Genomic DNA, 16,416 nt, shown 5'->3' on the forward strand with positions numbered 1-16,416 from the left:
AAAATTAATCAACTATTTTAACCAGGGTATTATTCATAAATTAAGAGGGAACATTATTTTACAAATGCTATCTCATCAAAATACATGGTTTCATTTACGTCGCCACTTTGGCCTTGCAGGAAGAAACCAAGCTGTTTGGATGTAGTTCCATTTGCCCAAAAATTAAGCAGGTTAGGATTTGTTGATGTACGTGCCCCAAGCGGAATTTTATAATATGTCCACACTTTTGCGGGTACAACTATTAACTGCGCGGCGTAAGCATTGGCGTTTTGAACCTGCCCGTAACCGCCTACCATCTGATCGCCAACCAACACAAGGGTATGTGTAACTGTACCCCCTTTAACCCAAAAGGTTAAGTATTTATAATCAGGCGAGTAATCAACGCTTGGATACCAGTTAGCCATGCCCTCTATCTGCCAGCCGCCGGCTGGATAAGTTGCCACAATTGATGAAGTACCAGAGTGTGATGCAGCAGTTGACAAGCCCGATGGATGCGCCCATGAATTATCAGACCAACCATTTTGATATGCATCTTTATAGAAAAAAGTGTAAGCATTATCCAGGTCAACAAACTCCTGGGATGACGTAGCTGTACCAGATGCATAAGTAAATATAAGATTGGCCCTGTTGATAGTAGTTGCAGGCATTTTGATAACCAGTTGTGTATCTACTTTACTTACAATAGTTGCATTCGCGGTTGTACCTTTTATGGTAATAGCAGTTACCGTAGCAAAACTCACACCTGATAAGGTGATTTGCGAACCAGCCCTAAAGTTATAATCAGATACTTTAGAAACGGTTGGCGGCGGCGTTAAAACGGTAAAGGAAAAATCAACACTGCCATGTAATGTTACTACCGTTAATTTATTAGGTTGATCTGGCCCGGTTGGAATATCCTGGGGAATACTTAAAACGATAGTATTGTCAGATACCAGGGCAGCGTTAAAATATGCCGAAACGCCATTAAATTTTACCTGCGTTACACTGCCCAGGTTTTTCCCTTTTATAACGTACAGGTTTTGCTTTTTACCTTCGGTTGTGGTTGAATCAAACGCGATAACTGAACTATGTGTACGATTGGTATCGCTTTTTGATGTAGCCACGCCATTAGCATCATAAGTAGTAGTTATGGTGATCAGGGTATCGGTTTTTGATTTATTGGCTGTAGCAACCGATGTTATTACCGGTGCACCGGTACCACCTACCAGGTTACTATGTTCCTTTTTGCAGGAAGCTAAACCAAATACCATCAAAGCCGACAGTATCCAGTATATATTTTTTGATTTCAGAATTACTTGTTTCATGACTAAGATTATTTGAATACGTAAGGAACCGGTTCTTTAACTAAATTTGGATCTGCAGCTACCTCTGTTGCCGGAACAGGGAACAGGAAATCGGCATCCTTAGGTGTATAAGTACCATCGTGATACCTAACCGGTGGAGTGTCTGTACTTGAATCTCCCCTGTCCTGTTTGCTGATGATAGAAATGGCTATCTGGTGAGTTTTAGAATTGAAACCATCTAAACGGCACAGATCGTACCAGTAATCGCCTTCTATAGCAAACTCCAGGCGCCTTTCTTTAATGATATCCCTGAAGGTGATCTTAGTTTTTTGCTGAACACCTGCCCTTTGCCTTATTTTGTTATAATATTTTAAAGCTGTTGCATCTGTAGTGCTTGCAGTGGTATCCAATCCGTGACCAACTGCAGGAGCAGCCGATTGCCCTAATATTGCCTCCGCTGCAATTAAATACACATCAGATAAACGCATAATATAGGTATTCATGCCAGTAGATTGAAATGCGCTTTTACCGCCGTTATCAGCGGGAGAACCGACTACATATTTCTTGATCTGCGCATGTGTACCCTGCGAGCTTGCGTTAGCCGGTAGTGTATAACCGCCTTGCGCCTGGTCTAAATAAGTGTAATAATCACCCGGCAGCATAATGGTGGCTTTCCTTCGTAAATCGCCAGCACTGGCTGCATAAGCATCTATCAAATCAAAACTTGGAGCCAATACCCCGTAGCCGTCTCCTGTTTGGGTAATTGCACTGCTGTATGCAAATGATGCCTGTACCGCATTTCCAAAGCCATAGCCCGCATTTGCAAGCCATTGTAGGGCAATAACCGATTCTTTGTTGTTATTGTTAGCTATCTTGAACAGATCTTCAAAAGTTTGGCCGGCAATATCTAACCCAAATAACTGAAACTCTCCGCTGTTGATTACCTTTTCGGCTTCAAGGCGGGCGTTTGCATAATCTTGCTGATATAGGTAAACTTTTGCCAGTAACGCCGATGCCGAACCACTTGATACGTGGCCGGTGCCGGCCACGCCAACCGTGCAATTTGCTTCTGCAAATTTCAGATCCCTGATGATGAATTTATAAGCATCAGTTACAGGATTGGTATTTACCGTTTGAAAATTGCTAACCTGGTCAAGCGGATTCTCAATCAAGGGAACATTACCAAATAACCGGGTTAAGTAAAAGTAAGCCAGGCCGCGCATCAAACGCGCTTCGCCCAATGCATTATTTACCACGCTTGCAGGTACCGACGATGGCACGTTGGCAGGCAAATTGTTTAACAACGCATTTGATTGCGCAATAACCGTAAATAATGAATTCCAGGCGGCGCTTAATTCAAAGTTACCGTTAGATACCGAGAAGTTACCGAACGCAACAACATCTGATGATCCAGTACGCCCGTTGCCGCTGGCTAATTCACTTATAGACCAGCCTGCTTTTGTATTAAACCCAAACCACGGCGCTGCGTAAAGTGCATTGGTACTTGATTTTACCTGCTCGGCGGTTTGGTAGTAGCTGCCTACTGTTGTCTGGCTTTCGGGCGGGCGGTTAAAAAATTCTTTTTTGCAACCTGTAGCAGCAATGCTTGCCAGGGTGGCCATACTTAAAATATATTTTATATGTTTTTTCATGTCAATTCCTTTGTTAAGATTTAAAACTCAGCATTAAGCCCCAAAATGATGGTACGGGGTATCGGGTAACGGCCATTATCAATATTCTGTAGAATAGGACTTTGGTTTAATGAACCAATTTCTGGATCAAGACCAGTGTATTTGGTAAATACATACAGATTTTGGCCGCTCACGTATACTTTTAAGTGATTAAGCTTTGCGTAATGTGCTAACCTGGCCGGTAAGTTATAACCCAATCTTACGTTTTGAATCCTAAGGAATGAAGCACTCTCCAAAAAGCGATCAGACATTACGAGGTTATTATTAGCTATACCCGCACGTGGTGCCGGAATGTTTGAGTTTGGATTGGCCGGAGTCCAGAAGTTGGCCGACGCTGCTGTTTGATTTTGGTAAAGACTTGATAAGCCTTCAGTTTGATAACGTAAAGCATTTAAAATTTTGCCTCCGTATGATCCGTTCAGGAATATTGATAAATCAAAATCTTTGTAGTTAAAGGTATTGGTAATGCTATAAGTAAAAGTTGGATTTGGATTACCCAGAGCTGTTTGATCGGTGCCATCAACCTTGCCATCGTGGTTTGTATCCTGGTATTGAATATCACCCAACCAAATGGAGTTAGCAACCGTACGATCATTTGTAACGGTAGCAGGTGAAGTACCACCTGTAACATTTTGAGGATGTGTAGCCAGGTAAGATAACTGCTCGGGAGTTTTTATAACGCCCTGAACCTTATAACCGTAAAACTCGCCTATTGGACCGCCAACTACCGTGTTTGTAACAGGCAAGCTGATGTAGCTGGTATTTTCGTTACCAATAAGTGATGGATATCCATTTAATGAAACTACTTTATTGGTGTATTTTGAGAAAATTAAAGTAGTAGTCCATTTAAAATCCTGCCCTTGTATGTTATGGCTGTTGATGCTGAACTCAAAACCTTTATTCTCTATCTCACCTGCATTTTTATATGGCGGTTGCAATACAGCAGCACCAGAGTACTCAGCAGTACCACCCACCAAAAATGCCGGCAATGGTTGTTGGAAAAGGAAGTTTTTTGATGTTTTTTGATACACATCAAATGAGCCGTCTATGCGGTTATTAAATAAGCTAAAATCAATACCAGCATTTTTTTGGATGGCCGTTTCCCAGGTAAGGTTAGGGTTGGCAATGTTACCAACAATAAAACCTGTACCAAATCCTGTGCTAACAGGTGTAATTGCCGAACCATAACGGTAACCAGGAATATTGGAGTTGCCTGTAGTACCATAACCTACACGGATTTTAATATTATCGGCAAATTGTTTAATACCTGCCATAAATTTTTCATCAGATAGTCTCCAGGAAACAGCAACACCAGGAAAATACCCTGTTTGATGCCCCGGTGCAAAATTTGATGAACGGTCGCTACGGATAGATGCGGTAACACTGTATTTGTTATCAAAAGTATAGATACCACGGGCAAGCCATGATTCCATTACAGTGCTGCCCTTATTTTCGCCTATGAGATCTGACGATTGGGTACCTAAACCCAATGTTTGCAGCGTATTACCGGCAGTAAAGCCAGAAATACCGGCCGAAACACCATTATAGGTTGATTCCCATACTTCATGACCTGCCAATACTGTAATATCATGCTTATGGTCAAAGTTATGGTTGTAAGTTAAAAACTCTTTCCAGTTGTAATAAGTATCATCCGTATTGTACTCATTTAACCGCGCAGTAGCATTTGTAAATGCAGCACCAGATCCTGTTGAACCGTATGAATATGTAGGTTGAAAAGTTTTGGCTTTAGTAAAGTTGAAATTTCCATTCAATTCAGAATGCAAAGTAAGCCCTGGAAAAAAACGCAGATCGCCGTAAATACTGCCTTGAATATTATTCCTCAACAGTGTATTTGTAAGACTTAAAGCTTGCTGAACCGGGTTAACCTGCCCCTGAACCAAGCCACCAGAAGTAACTGCCGGGCCGGCAAAACTGCCATCAGCATTATATACCGGGCTATCGGGTGCACTTAGCAATGCATAATAAACAATACCTGTATTTTCGCCCAAACCCACATTTTGGTTACTACGGCTTGCATTAAAGGTTGTGCCTAGTTTAAACCAATCTTTTACCTGGGAGTTAACAGTTGTGTGGAAAGAGTAACGATTAAAATCGCTGCCAATGATAGTACCTTCCTGTTTAAAGTAACCCCCTGATATGTAATAATCTAATCCATCCTTTGCTCCTGATACTGATAAGTTATGGGTTTGCATAGGTGCATTTTTAAAAATAGCTTTTTGCCAGTTTGTACCGGGGCCCAAATTGTCGGCGTTGGCAAATTCCCCGCGCCTTGTGGTACCAAAAGCATCGGCAAGTACATTTTCAAGGTTAGCAAATTGCTTCAGGTTCATCATTTCAATAAACTTACCTTGTTTTTGAATCCCATATGATCCGTCGTAATTGATCTTGGCGCTACCGGCTTTACCTTTTTTGGTAGTGATGATAATTACCCCATTTGCACCACGGCTACCATAAATAGCGGTTGCTGATGCATCCTTTAACACATCAATAGATTCGATGTCATTGGGGTTGATCAGAGAAAGTGGACTAACACCTGTTTCTTCCTGACCGCCACCCGTACGGGTTAGTTGAACCGATTGGCCGCTTGTCCCCGAATTTCCGGCATCACCCTGTACAGGAACACCATCAATAACGTATAATGGCTCACTTGATCCAAACGATGTAATCCCCCTGATGTGAACCGAAGTTGCACTACCCGGACCACCAGAGTTTTGCGTAATGGTTACCCCTGCTGCTTTTCCCTGCAACATCTGATCAACACTTGGTTGAGGGATGTTAGCAATATCCTTAGCGGTAATAGAAGAAATAGCTCCGTTAACATCTCCCCTTTTTTGGGTACCGTAACCGATTACTACTACCTCTGATAAGGATTTTGAAGATGATACCAGTTTAATATTCAGCGTTTTTTTGTTCCCTATGGCAACTTCCTGTTTTTCCATCCCTATAAATGAAAAAACGAGTATTTTACCGTTCGCCGGCACCTGGATGGTAAATTTTCCGTCAATATCAGTAATGGCATTGGCCTGGGAACCTTTTACAGTAACTGTTACCCCCGGCAGTGTAACATCTTTTTCGTCGGTTACTGTACCTTTGATCACTGTTCCCTGGGTTTGCGCCGATACCCTGGCGCACACTATCAAGGAAATGAACAGCAATGCTATTCGTAGAATTTTTCGCATAATAATTGGTTAGTTGATAATTGATTTATTGTTAATTTTTGGTTTTGCTAATTGGTACAACACGTTCTTTTAAGCCAGCAACAGATTATAGGTTAAGGTAAATGCCGACCGAAAAAAATCTATCGACATCCACAGTTAAGCCACCAAAAATTTGGGGAAACCGCCTTTACTAAAATTTAAAACTGATTCTTCAGGTTTAATATTCAACTGATGTGCTAAATGCAATTATTGAATATTCGTTTTGTTGAGGGTAAAATTATATGGTAAACAAAGTATGGTTGTGGATAAATAGGGGCACAAATGTCAACCACACCCATGTAGTTGACTATCAATTACTTAATTAAATATAGCCTTAAATAAATCAACAAGCAGCTTCTAAAAGGTTACAAATGTGCACCTATACCAATAGGATATTACTTTTTGAAGTGAGATAATAGTATCAACTACAGGCATGAATTTAACCACTAATATTAATCGTCGGAAAAAGAGGATTTCCCGCCAATGCCAGTAATGCGCTGTAGTTATGAACTGCCGGGAAATATACGCGGAAGCACGACGTGTTCGTAAAAACCTTTTTGTCATCCTGAACGGAGTGAAGGATCTGCTATTCGCCATCCTTCTTCGCCCTGTACAGTCTGCGAATAGATCCTTCGTTCCTCAGGATGACAAACCTTTTAAAACGTCAACTCAACTTAAGCGCTTAATCAATTGGGAATTTTCTTATTGTAGAAGCGATAACTTAAGACTCTACTTCTTCCATCCCTTCAATGTATTTGGATGGAATGGTATTGTACTCGGCCTTAAACATCTTCACAAAGTATTTTTGGCTTTTAAAACCTACTTTATGGCAAATTTGCGAGATTGTTAAATGGCCTGTCTCTAAAAGCTGGGCCGCCCGTTTTAAACGCATGGAACGTACTAATTCATTAGGCGTTTTACCGGTCATGGCTAATATTTTCTTATATAAAGTGTACCGGCTTACAAAAACATCGTTGCTAAGCTCCTCTACAGAAAAGTTGGGGTTTGAGATATTGTTGTCAATGAGGATAAGTACTTTTTTAATAAACAGCTCATCCGGCGAATCTACATGCATTTCGGTAGGGTTTACCTCCACCTGCTTGGTATAGGTTTTGCGCATGCTTTCCTGCTGGCTCAATATATTCCTGATCTTTGACTGCAATATCTCAAAGTTAAAAGGCTTGGTAAGATAATCCGTTGCACCGGTTTCCAATCCCTTTAGTTGCTGATCCTCGCCAGTTAATGCAGTTAGTAAAATCACAGGAATATGCGAAGTACGCTTATCATTCTTGATTTTTAAACAAAGATCGATACCGTTCATTTCGGGCATACTAATATCGCTCACAATCAAATTGGGGTGTTGGGCCAAGGCCCTTTGCCATCCCTTTTTACCATTTTCTGCTTCGATAACATTAAAAGTAGATTTTAAATTATCTTTAATATAAAATCTAAAATCCTCATTATCCTCAACCAATAATATGGTTGCCTTTTTGCCATCCCGGTTCTCTTTATGAATATCATTCTTTTGCAGGGTGTTTTCTGCTAAAAAATCATTGGTATGATCAACCGTTAAAAGTGTATCTGTAAAAACACTAATATCTAACTGAACTACCGGTAACAATACCGTAAAACAACTTCCCTGGTTCAACTCGCTCTCTACAAAAATTTCGCCCTCATGAAGCTTTACAAACTCCTTGGTTATTGATAAACCTATCCCACTCCCCTGGTTAAGCATAGATCCCGGCAAATCATTCTGAAAAAACGGATCAAAGATCTTTTCCAGCTTATCGGCCGCGATGCCTATTCCGGTATCCACAACCCTTATTTCCAATAAACTCCCTATTTCCTCTCCCTTATCTATCAGGTTAATTAAAACACTTACCTGCCCACCCGCATGCGTAAACTTATAAGCATTTGAGAGCAGGTTGAACATGATCCTTTCTATCTTATCATGATCAAAACTGGTAAAGTACGTTTCTATTTCCGTATCAAATACAAAGCAGATATTCTTTTGCTCAGCTACATCATTAAAGGCAAACGAAAGGTCTTTTATAAAACCAATAATATCACCATTCATTTTATGCAGCTTTAATTCCTGGTATTCCATCTTCCTGAAATCAAGCAGCTGATTAACCAGGTTGAGCAAACGTTTGGCATTCCGGTTCACCAACATAAGCTGGCGCTGTACATCGGGCTCATTAATTTGTTTAAGGATCTTATCAACCGGCGCCATAATGAGCGATAAAGGAGTACGGAACTCATGGCTAACGTTGGTGAAGAATTTGATCTTCATCAAATCCAACTCATGCATTCGCTGGGCTTCTTCGCGCTCTTTCTCAATAGAAAATTGCGCACGTAGTTTTTGAATGCCGCGCCGTCTTAAATATAATATTGAACCGACTGTAAGGCCAATATAGATGATGTAGGCCCAGGTAGTTTTCCAAAATGGTGGTGATATATTGATGTTTAAAGTTAGTTCGTTATTATTCCAGCTATCATTGTCACCTGCCCTTACTTTAAAGGTATAATCACCGGGGTCAAGGTTGGTATAGGTGGCTTTTCTTATTTTATTATCAGCATTGATCCACTCCTTATCAAAGCCCTGCATTTTATACTGGTATTTTACCTTATCAGGGTTAAAATAATTGAGTGCAGCAAACTCTATGGCAAATACGTTATCGTCATAGTTGAGTTTAAGATCTTTTAAAATTGTTATTGATTTTGGCAATAAAACCTTGCCATTAACTTTTTCACCAACATTTAAACTCTTATTAAATACCTGAAAATCGGTAAATATCAATCCGGGTTGCTTTTTATTGGTGAGGATATTTGAAGGTTTAAACAGGTTAAAACCATTTCCTCCACCAAACAGCAATTCCCCTTCGCGGGTTTTAAATGATGAATTTTCGGTAAACTCCCGTCCCTGCAATCCCTCTGTTTCATTGTAGTTTACAAAATGAAACTTTAGCTTGCCCGCCGAACGATCAATAAAAATGCTGGATAAACCATTGGGCGTGCTAACCCAAATGTTGTTTCTGTTATACTGCTGCATATCTATCACCATATTGTCGGGTAAACCATCAACCTTGGTAACATTAGTGAACTTGCCGGTTTTGTAATCAAATATGCTTATACCCTCGCGGGTACTTATCCAAATGAGGCCGTCTGTATCTTCGAAAATATTATTTGTATTGTTATTGATAAGGCTATTGGGGTCTTTTTCGTCATGCACATAATGTATAAACTGGTTAGTTTTTTTCATCAGCACATCAACACCGTAAGAAGTAACCACCCATAAGTTTTGAAACCTATCTATCAAAAGTTTACTTACATAATTGGAGTGAATTGCATTTTCGCGCTGATTATAAACATAATGAGTAAAACGCTGTGTTTTGCGATTCAATACATTAAAGCCGGCCGAAAGCGTGCCAACAAGCAGGTTATGAGCGGCATCTTCTGTTATAGCGCAAATCCTATCTTCCGAAATACTGCCAGGCTCAGCATCGTTATGTTTGTAGTGTTTAAATATGTTGCCATCCAAATAATCCAAACCGCCAAAATAAGTCCCTATCCATAACTTTTGATCATGATCTATATACAAACACACAATTACGTTATTGGTAAGGCTGTTGGAGTTACTTGCACTGTGCAAATAGGTTTTAAAAGTTCCGTTCCTCCTGTCGAAATAAATCAGGCCGCCCCCATTTGTACCTATCCAGATATTGCCTGTTTTATCTTCGGCAAAGCAATTAATATCGCTAAAACTTAAACTGCGGGGATCAGTAAACGGATCGGCCATGTGATGCGTATACAATGGAAACTTGATAATACTTTCATGGTAATACCCCACCCCTTTTTTGTATGTACCAACCCATATAATGCCTGTATTATCCTTGTACATCAGGGTAATACTGTTTTGGCCTATAGCTTTTTGGTTATCCTCACGATTTAGGAGATATTGAATTTTAAAATCCTGTTTATTTAAAATGTTTATGCCGCCATGGTCTGTTGCTATCCAGATCCTTTGCTTATCATCCTGTATCACGCTTGATACTACATCTGTGTTCAGATGCAACTGATCGTTCCCTTTATCTATATGCTTAAAGATGTGTTTATTAATATTTATATAGTATACCCCTGCCGAATACGTAGGTACAAACGCCCATATATCATCCTGCTTATCAATAAATATTTTATAGGATGAGTTTAGTCCAACCGGCGTCTCATGAAATATCCGCGACCGGTAATTTACGCGGTTCGTTTTAGGATCCATCCTTTCAAGTGTGCCGCTACCGTAAGTTAGCCATAGATTTCCTTTGGAGTCCTGTGCAAGATCAGAAACCGCATCAGAATTTATAGATGTGGTATCGTTGACGGCATGCGTTAGATGGATGGTTTTATTGATTTTAGGGTCGTATTTGTAAATGCCCTTATTAAGATTAAGAAACCAGAAGTTACCAGAACGATCTTTTTTTATAGATACCACATGGTAATCGGTAATGCCGATAGACCGCAGGTAGGTGTTAACATCGTGATTGAATTTTTCGGTAACTGGATCATAAATATTAAAACCGTTTCGGGTTTCTACCCAAAGCTTATTTTGCGGGCCGGCTGTAATACTTAAAATGTAATCATCATTAATGGTTGTAGTATCGTTTGCAGCGTGTTTAAATATTTTAAATTTATAACCATCGTACCTGTTTAAACCCGAGACGGTGCCAAACCACATAAATCCCTTATCATCTTTCAATATAGCAGTAACATAGCTGTGTGATAAGCCGCTGTTTAAATCAAGATGCGAAAATTGGAACTGAGTATTTTGCGCATGTAATAAGCCAGCCGTAATCAACTGCATCAAAAAGATCAACAACCGGGCCTTAGGCTTCATGTAACGTTAGGAGAAGTTTGTGTTATTAGGTATAATAACCTTAAAGATAGAATTAAAACGAGGTAATAGTAAAAAAATTATTGTTCATTATATTAGTGAATTATGGGAATAACAATACCTGTCAAGCTAAAAAAGGGACTTATGATAATTGTTTTGTTTATAATCAGATGCTAACCGGTGATCAGATTGGCCTACTATCCGTTGGCTGTTTAGTTCTGCTTATCAGGTAATAAACAGGAATCCCGGTAAGGGTAATAATTAAACCGGGCCATGTATAAGTGGGCTTATATTTGATAAGCAACAAACAAAAGGCCAGCCCCATGATGATATAAATTACAGGTAAAACAGGATAACCAAAGGCTTTGTAAGGTCGTTCGGCATCGGGCATTTTTTTGCGCAAAATAAATATGCCGATAATGGTTAAAACGTAAAAAACTACCACCACAAATGATATCATATCCAGCAGATCGCCATATTTACCGCTAAGGCTCCACAAACAGGCAAAAATGCACTGCAGCCATAAGCCAAAGCCCGGCACCGAGTTTTTATTGAGTATACCAACTTGTTTAAAAAACAATTTATCCTTGGCCATGGAGTAGTACACGCGGGCACCAGACATGATGAGTCCATTATTACAACCAAAAGTGGATACCATGATAAGCAGGGCTATAATAATTGTACCCGAACTGCCGAATATCTGTTGTGATGCCGTTACACCTACCCTATCCTTATCTGCTGTGGCAATATCATGTAATGACAGCACACCTGTGTACATGATATTGGTTAAAATATAAATAACCGTAACTATTAATGTACCTAAAGCTAAACTTAAACCAATATTCCTTTTCGGATTTTTAATCTCGCCGGCAATAAAAGTAACGTTGTTCCATGAATCGCTGCTGAATATGGAACCAACCATGGCCGAGGCTATGGCACCTAATGCGGCAAGGGTAGTATAAGATGCAATTGATCCATCGGCCTTTAAGCTGTGCATGCTCCAGGCATTCTGCCAGTTACTATTCCATACCGACGCTTTTACGGCGAATAAGCCAAAGACAATTAAACCCAGCAAACTTAGCAGCTTGGCCATTGTAAATATGGTTTGAACCATTTTACCACTATTTACCCCGCGGGTATTAATATAAGTTAGCAGTACAATAACCAGGATAGAAAGCAACTGGGCAGGCGATATGGTGATAAAGCCGAGATCAATGGCTACCAGTGTTTCGCTAAGCTGCGGTATTAAATACGCTGTAAACTTTGCAAAGGCAACACCTACGGCTGCTATGGTTGCCGTTTGAATAACCGTAAAAAAACTCCAGCCATATAAAAAACCTACCAGCGGATTATATGCTTCTTTGAGGTAAACATATTGCCCGCCGGCTTTTGGGAACATAGCACTTAATTCGCCATAGCTAAGTGCGGCTGTAAGAGTCATAAAACCGGTTATGAGCCAAACAAACAGTAGCCAGCCCGCGCTGCCTACATTACGGGTAATATCGGCGCTTACAATAAAAATGCCCGAACCGATCATGCTACCAGCTACCAGCATGGTTGCATCAATTAATCTTAACGATGGTTTAAATGTGGTAGATGATTTAACTAATGTATTAGTATCCATGCAAAACTTTGATCTGTGTTAAAAAATTAGGGGAGTAAATATTGATGCTTACTTGTTAAAATCGTAAAATTTCCAGCTGGTAGTAAAATCCTTTTTTAAAGGCTGATTAGTTAATGTGGCTCTTACCATTTCTATGGGAATAAGGTTCTCCTTGATAACAGCATCGTGAAATTGCTTATAGGTCATTTTGCCACTATCAACCATTTCCTTTTTCAGTTCCATCAGCTGCAATCCGCCCAGCAGGTAGGCCACCTGGTAAAGCGGACTATATCCACCTTCAAATGAGCGCCTTACTTCGCCTTCGGCATTTGCTTTTTCGTGGCCTACCCTATCCACCAAAAAGTCAACACATTGTTGCGGTGTCCAGTTACCTAAATGATAGTTTAAAGAAAATATGATACGGGCACAGCGGTGCATACGCCAAAACAGCATACCAACCCGTTCCTCGGGCGTTTTGGCAAAACCCTTATCGTACAGCAATAACTCCCAATACAAGGCCCAGCCTTCGGTAGCTAAGGGAGTAGTAAAATCCTGCCTGTAGGCCTTATAACGGCTATTCATAAAATATTGCAGGTTATGACCGGGAATCAACTCATGCTGTACCGTACCTCTTGAAAAATAAGGGTTGTTGCCCCGCATACTCATTAGCTTATCCTGTGCCTCCATTGTATTGGTTGGATAAGAGATACTGATCTCCTTTCCACCGGTAAAAAATGGATTAACCAATTGGCGCTCGGGCGACATCATAACCATGCCCCAGGTTTCTTCGGCAAGTGGTGGTATGGTTATCAGGTCGCGCTCTTTAATAAAGCTTATAGCGTCGTTATATAGTTTAACAATTAATTCTGGCTGATGGCCCACAGGCACATAGCTATTCTTTACCTTTTCCAACGCTTTTTTCCAATCGTTGCCGTAGCCCATTTCCTGCGAGGCCTTCAGCATTTCTTTATCACACCAGGCAAATTCTTTGTTAGCCAGTTTTATCAGTTCCTCTGGTGTGTAAGGGATCATTTCTGCCTGCAACTGGCTTATCAACGCGTCGCGGCCAATGGGTACGCCTTTTATGCCGCTGCTATCGGGTTTTTGAGTTGTATTTATTTTGCCTTTACGCTTTGCCAATTCACTATACTTCAACAATGCCACGTCAAGGGCTTTATACGGTACAGGCACCCACCAGGTAAATGCGGGATCATATCCATTATAAAATCCATAAAAATCCTTTAACCGTCCTTTTAAACCAATAAGGGCATCACGGATAATTTTTGCCAATGGCATATCCAAACCCGGAAGTTTTGAATATACTGCCGAATCTGCTTTGAGTTGCTTAAGAATACTGTTAAGCTGGGCAGCCACCTTTTCGCCATCCACAAAATCACCTCGGCGGCGTTTTTTCTCTAACAAGTAAATATCATCAGCAAATGAAAGGTATTTTGCTACCTGGTTATACTTATCTTCTTCTTTTTTTAAATCATTCAACTCAAAATCAATCCGCTTTTTAAGTAATATGTAATCAACCTTGCCGTAAATACTCAACGACTCAAAATCTGTTTGCTGCAGTTGCTTTAAATAATCGTTATTAACCTCAACCAGCCTTTTACGCTGTTCGGGCGAATTAAGTACATTCATTTTGTACTGATCTTCGGCATGCTCATTTACGTTATATGGCGAGTAAAAATCTTTGATTGCATTAATATCCTGCCCGTATTGAATTATTTTACCTGCAATTTCGCTGGTTTGTTCATAAAGATTAGTGGCAGAAGCACCAGTTTGCGCATTAACTGCAAATGCACACATGGTTAGGAATAATACGATGACAGGTGTAAGTGATCTTTTTATCGCGGTTGGCACAATTTTAATATTAAAGGGTAAGTAAACGTTGCTTTTTTGAAATGATTTTTGTAAAACTTTCTTCTTGATTTATTCTAATCCTCTTTGAATTTACAATTACTTAACTCTAATAACCAACACCGGGCATTAACCGGATAAAATGCTGCTATCATCTGTTAATTTTCTGTAGTTGAACGGCCCAAAATCGAAGAAAAAGCACCATCTCAGGCTCTATTCCTGAATAATTAAATATTTAAAAAATACCAATAATCAAAATTAAACCTATGCCTATTTCAAGCATACATTATAAAAGCGTGATGATCGTCCGTGTTACGATTAATATGAAACTATCTCAATGTTTGTTACTCTTAAAATTAAAAAGCCCGTATCCAATAATGGATGACGGGCAAATTAACTACATAACCAAATTGCTTTTTACATAAATAGCTAAGCCCACATTGAAAATGATTTCAATGTGGGCTTAGCTATTTTAAATCTGTAAATCGGGGGTTTTCAATTACCGTTCTCCTAATTGGAAATCCAGTTGCGTATTACGTTCCAAAACCCCAATCTAATACGTTAATTAAATAATAATCAGTTAAATATCATAAAACAGGTATTGACCTTGAGTATTTTTTTTATTAAATTGCATAACCTAAAAATCTAATTAATTATAACTAATATCTTTCGCCATTTAAAGGATTATATCACGTTGAAAGATGTATTTTATAAGACGATAATAGCCGAACCAATTGTTTGAAAGCCCTTCCAGTGAAAGTATCATCTTTTTAATTCATCTATAATCAACGTAGATACGGTAAGCGGTCATGTTGAAAGATGAAGATGTGCCACGTTGTTAAAACATTATTGGTACGTTTTATATATAAAGCAGCTAAGTAATATGTGAAGATCATGATGGTTTGGCCATTGCGAGAAGAATTTATGAACTTAGGTACTACTACGCAGAAGTTTGCGTATTTATACGTTCAACCAAAAAAGATTTCAACCCTATATTTACTTAAAATAAATTTATATGGATTAACAAGCAAATATATTTTCCTTATTAAAAAACGACTACCAACCTTCACATAAATCATCCCGCCATGAAAGATAACTATCAATCATCCTACTATGATTTTTTAAAGTATTCCCGAAAAAGGAATGGGACACACTTTCCCGAAGTGCCAGAATTATCTCAATTTGACCATGAATCTTTAAACAAAGATTTATTCCCTTCTGCTTTATATTCTATTGATTACACAGAACATACTTATTCTTTCCGGCTTTTTAACATGGATAAATTTCTTGGGTATCCTTCAGATTTTCTATTTAAAACAACCCCCTCATTTTTAAACGAAATCCGAAACCAGGAAGATCTAAGCATTTTTAATGAGCAAATATTTCCAGATCAGATGTCATTTTTAGCACACCATTTAAAGGATAATGAATGTCAATATATTTTTACTACAAATTTCCGAATTAAAAATTTCAATAACTCCTGGTCTGTTGTAATTCAGCGAACACGTTATCTTTTTAACGATTATGACCGGATACCCATCGGATCAATTAATTCATTAACCGACATTACTTACTTTAAAAATGATTCAAAAATTAACCATCTTATTGAGCAGTTTGATGAAAAAGGACAAAGGTGTGTAATTGAAGATAAGTGCTACCACTCAAAAGATAGCAATGATGTACTCAGTAAACGGGAGGTTGATGTTTTAAAACTCGCCAGCAAAGGTTTGGGAAGTAAAGAGATAGCCGAGGAACTTAATATAAGTATCCACACCATCAATAATCACCGGCGAAACATGCTGAGCAGATCCAATTGTAAAAACATTTTACAATTGGTTGATAGGGCTGTAAAAAATGGGATGCTTTGATT

At 39.3% G+C, this 16,416-nt stretch carries 7 protein-coding genes; 1 reads left to right on the forward strand and 6 read right to left on the reverse strand.

Features of this window, described 5'->3' with window-relative positions; genetic code table 11:
- Positions 1-53 precede the first annotated feature (53 nt).
- From Q0R88_RS25165 to Q0R88_RS25190, 6 genes are all read right to left on the reverse strand, one after another.
- On the reverse strand, positions 54-1,304 hold the full coding sequence (locus Q0R88_RS25165; protein WP_295721194.1) for an IPT/TIG domain-containing protein: 1,251 nt from the start codon (positions 1,302-1,304) through the stop codon (positions 54-56).
- 8 nt (positions 1,305-1,312) lie between these two features.
- On the reverse strand, positions 1,313-2,935 hold the full coding sequence (locus Q0R88_RS25170) for a RagB/SusD family nutrient uptake outer membrane protein (protein ID WP_295721195.1): 1,623 nt from the start codon (positions 2,933-2,935) through the stop codon (positions 1,313-1,315).
- Positions 2,936-2,955: 20 nt separating this feature from the next.
- Positions 2,956-6,174, reverse strand: coding sequence for a TonB-dependent receptor (locus tag Q0R88_RS25175; RefSeq protein ID WP_295721196.1), 3,219 nt, complete (start codon positions 6,172-6,174; stop codon positions 2,956-2,958).
- 739 nt (positions 6,175-6,913) lie between these two features.
- The gene (locus tag Q0R88_RS25180) at positions 6,914-11,080 is read right to left on the reverse strand and encodes a hybrid sensor histidine kinase/response regulator transcription factor (RefSeq protein WP_295721197.1); all 4,167 of its coding nucleotides are present in this window, start codon (positions 11,078-11,080) and stop codon (positions 6,914-6,916) included.
- A 181-nt stretch (positions 11,081-11,261) separates the two neighbouring features.
- A complete protein-coding gene (locus tag Q0R88_RS25185; RefSeq protein ID WP_295721198.1) occupies positions 11,262-12,701 on the reverse strand; it encodes an amino acid permease in 1,440 nt (479 codons plus the stop codon).
- A 48-nt stretch (positions 12,702-12,749) separates the two neighbouring features.
- Complete coding sequence (locus Q0R88_RS25190) at positions 12,750-14,549, reverse strand: DUF885 family protein (RefSeq protein WP_295721199.1); 1,800 nt, start codon at positions 14,547-14,549, stop codon at positions 12,750-12,752.
- Between the two features lie 1,082 nt (positions 14,550-15,631).
- Between Q0R88_RS25190 and Q0R88_RS25195 the strand changes: the two genes are divergently transcribed.
- A complete protein-coding gene (locus Q0R88_RS25195; protein ID WP_295721200.1) occupies positions 15,632-16,414 on the forward strand; it encodes a helix-turn-helix transcriptional regulator in 783 nt (260 codons plus the stop codon).
- Positions 16,415-16,416 lie beyond the last annotated feature (2 nt).

This window comes from Mucilaginibacter sp. (genome assembly GCF_025362475.1).
GTDB lineage: Bacteria > Bacteroidota > Bacteroidia > Sphingobacteriales > Sphingobacteriaceae > Mucilaginibacter.

Excerpts from the sequence above, each read along its gene's own strand:
- Q0R88_RS25185 (WP_295721198.1), bottom strand. The coding sequence starts at position 12,701 with ATGGATACTAATACATTAGTTAAATCATCTACCACATTTAAACCATCG.
- Q0R88_RS25165 (WP_295721194.1), bottom strand. The coding sequence starts at position 1,304 with ATGAAACAAGTAATTCTGAAATCAAAAAATATATACTGGATACTGTCG.
- Q0R88_RS25175 (WP_295721196.1), bottom strand. The coding sequence starts at position 6,174 with ATGCGAAAAATTCTACGAATAGCATTGCTGTTCATTTCCTTGATAGTG.
- Q0R88_RS25180 (WP_295721197.1), bottom strand. The coding sequence starts at position 11,080 with ATGAAGCCTAAGGCCCGGTTGTTGATCTTTTTGATGCAGTTGATTACG.
- Q0R88_RS25170 (WP_295721195.1), bottom strand. The coding sequence starts at position 2,935 with ATGAAAAAACATATAAAATATATTTTAAGTATGGCCACCCTGGCAAGC.
- Q0R88_RS25195 (WP_295721200.1), top strand. The coding sequence starts at position 15,632 with ATGAAAGATAACTATCAATCATCCTACTATGATTTTTTAAAGTATTCC.